At 66.2% G+C, this 2,558-nt stretch carries 3 protein-coding genes; 1 reads left to right on the forward strand and 2 read right to left on the reverse strand.

Annotated features, from left to right (window positions below):
* Nucleotides 1–139 precede the first annotated feature (139 nt).
* Nucleotides 140–1,234, reverse strand: coding sequence for a branched-chain amino acid aminotransferase (locus ACFX4F_RS20925; protein WP_108267511.1), 1,095 nt, complete (start codon nucleotides 1,232–1,234; stop codon nucleotides 140–142).
* Between the two features lie 59 nt (nucleotides 1,235–1,293).
* Nucleotides 1,294–1,845, reverse strand: coding sequence for a putative Fe-S cluster assembly protein SufT (gene sufT, locus ACFX4F_RS20930; RefSeq protein ID WP_025877975.1), 552 nt, complete (start codon nucleotides 1,843–1,845; stop codon nucleotides 1,294–1,296).
* Between the two features lie 121 nt (nucleotides 1,846–1,966).
* Between sufT and ACFX4F_RS20935 the strand changes: the two genes are divergently transcribed.
* A complete protein-coding gene (locus ACFX4F_RS20935) occupies nucleotides 1,967–2,386 on the forward strand; it encodes a hypothetical protein (RefSeq protein ID WP_099820223.1) in 420 nt (139 codons plus the stop codon).
* Nucleotides 2,387–2,558 lie beyond the last annotated feature (172 nt).

Consider the following 2,558-nt stretch of genomic DNA (forward strand, 5'->3'; position numbering starts at 1 on the left):
GTAGCCGGGGGTCAGATCCCTTTTCCGTGGGGAAAGGGATCTGACCCCCCGGCTCACAACGCAGAAAGCCCGTCACAAGGACGGGCTTTCCGGAAGAGCAGCCGAGCGTGGGCTCGGCTCTACAGTTCAATGCGGGCGATCAGCCCAGCTTGACCAGCCAGCCGTGGCGGTCCGGCAGGCGGCCGTACTGGATGTCGGTCAGTTCCTTGCGCAGCGACATGGTCACTTCGCCGGCCGGCGCATCGATGTCGCCCACCGAGAAGCCTTCGCCCTTCAGCTGGCCGATCGGGGTGACCACCGCAGCGGTACCACAGGCGAACACTTCGGCGATCTCGCCAGAGGCCACGCCCTGCTTCCACTCATCGATGGTGACCTTGCGCTCTTCGACCTTCATGCCGCGGTCGCGGGCCAGCTGCAGGATGCTCTCGCGGGTGATGCCCTCGAGGATGCTGCCGGACAGTTCCGGCGTGACCAGGGTGCCGTCCTTGTAGACCAGGAAGACGTTCATGCCGCCCAGTTCTTCCAAGTACTTGCCTTCGACCGGGTCCAGGAACAGCACCTGCGAGCAGCCCTGTGCCTGCGCCTTCTGCTGCGGCAGCAGCGACGCGGCATAGTTGCCACCACACTTGGCCGCACCGGTGCCGCCCTTGGCCGCACGCGCGTATTCGGTGGACAGCCAGATCGACACCGGGGCGACGCCCTTGGCGAAGTACGGGCCGGCCGGGCTGGCGATCACGTAGTAACCGGCCTTGTGCGCGCCGCGCACGCCAAGGAAGGCTTCGTCGCCGATCATGAACGGACGGAAGTACAGGCTCGACTCATCGGCCGACGGCACCCAGGCGCTGTCGACGGCGATCATCTGCTTCAGCGATTCGACGAAGATCTCCACCGGCAGTTCCGGCAGCGCCAGGCGCTGCGCCGAACGCTGCAGGCGACGGCCGTTGGCATCGGGACGGAAGGTCCAGATCGAACCATCGGCATGGCGGTAGGCCTTGATGCCCTCGAAGATCTCCTGGCCGTAGTGCAGCACGGCCGCGGCCGGGTCCAGCTGCAGCGGGCCGTAGGCACGCACGTTGGCGTTGTGCCAGCCGGTGTCCTTGTCCCAGCGCACTTCCACCATGTGGTCGGTGAAGTGCAGGCCGAAACCCGGCTTCTCCAGGATCTGGGCGCGCTCTTCAGCGCTGCGCGGGTGGTCCGAACGGGTGACGGCGAAGCTGGGAATGGACTGGGACACCGGAGATTTCCTGTTCTGGTTGCGGGTAATGCCGGGCCCGCGTCACTGCGGGCCGTGGGTCAAAGCATGCCGGTTTCGAGCCGGGCGGCCTCGGACATCATGTGCTGGTTCCAAGGCGGGTCGAAGACCAGCTCGACGTCGGCCTCGGCCACCGTCGGGATCATTTCAAGCTTGCTGCGCACGTCGTCGACCAGGATGTCACCCATGCCGCACGCGGGCGCGGTCAGGGTCATCTTCACGTCGATCTCGCGCTGCCCTTCGTCCAGGTGCTTGATCTCGACCTCGTAGACCAGGCCCAGTTCGACGATGTTCACCGGAATTTCCGGGTCGAAACAGGTGCGCAGCTGCTGCCACACCAGTTGTTCGACCTGCTCGTCGCTGGCATCGTCAGGCAGCTCCAGCGGTGCCGGCGCCTCCTTGCCGATGGCATCGCCATCCTTGCCGGCGATACGGAACAGATTGCCCTCGACGAACACCGAATAACTGCCGCCCAGCGCCTGGGTGATGTACCCATAGCTGCCGGCGGGCAGGGTCACGGTGTCGCCCTGCGGGACCATCACGGCCTCGCAATCGCGTTCGAAGTGGACAGGTTCGCTGCTACGGGAATACATGGGGACCGATATGGGGCTGCGGCCGAAGCCACGCAAGACGGCATTCTAACGTAGGCGCCCGGCCCTCGCCGGTGCACTGCGGCAAACCACAGTATCCTGTGGGCGACCTTCAGGAGCTTCGATGTCCTCCAATGCCGCACGTGCCAGGACCGTTACCTGGCTCTGGCCCTTCATGTTGTTGCTGGCGCTGGCCACCGCCCCCCTCGCCTGGATGCTGATCGCCCTGTTCACCGGCCGCCCGGTCGGCTGGATGGCGGTACTGACCGCCCTGGAACTGGTGTTCATGCTGCGTCTGGGCACGCTTGGCCCCGGCAAGCTGCGCATCGCCCTGGTCGTGCTGGGCACGCTGCTGGTGGCCGCCATCGCGAACTGGGCCATCGCCAGTGCCTGGATGGGCGGCTCGATGGGCCTGAACCCGTGGGACGCCTCGCTGCGGATGGGCCCGCACCTGGCCTGGACGCTGATCACCCTGGCCAACGGCGTGGTCGAATGGCTGTGGCTGGCGGTAGGCATTGCCGTAGGTGCCTGGCTGGCGCGTTGATCGCGCCGGTGATGCCCTGATGGATCCACGCCATGCGTGGACATGTCTGGTAGATCCACGCCATGCGTGGATATGTCTGGTAGATCCACGCCATGCGTGGATGGGGGGGTAGCGCCGGGCCATGCCCGGCGAGCGCAGCGGTCTGCACGAAAAGCCGCCGGGCATGGCCCGG

Origin of the sequence: Stenotrophomonas sp. YIM B13575 (genome assembly GCF_042787595.1) — a bacterium.
GTDB classification, from domain to species: domain Bacteria; phylum Pseudomonadota; class Gammaproteobacteria; order Xanthomonadales; family Xanthomonadaceae; genus Stenotrophomonas; species Stenotrophomonas lactitubi_B.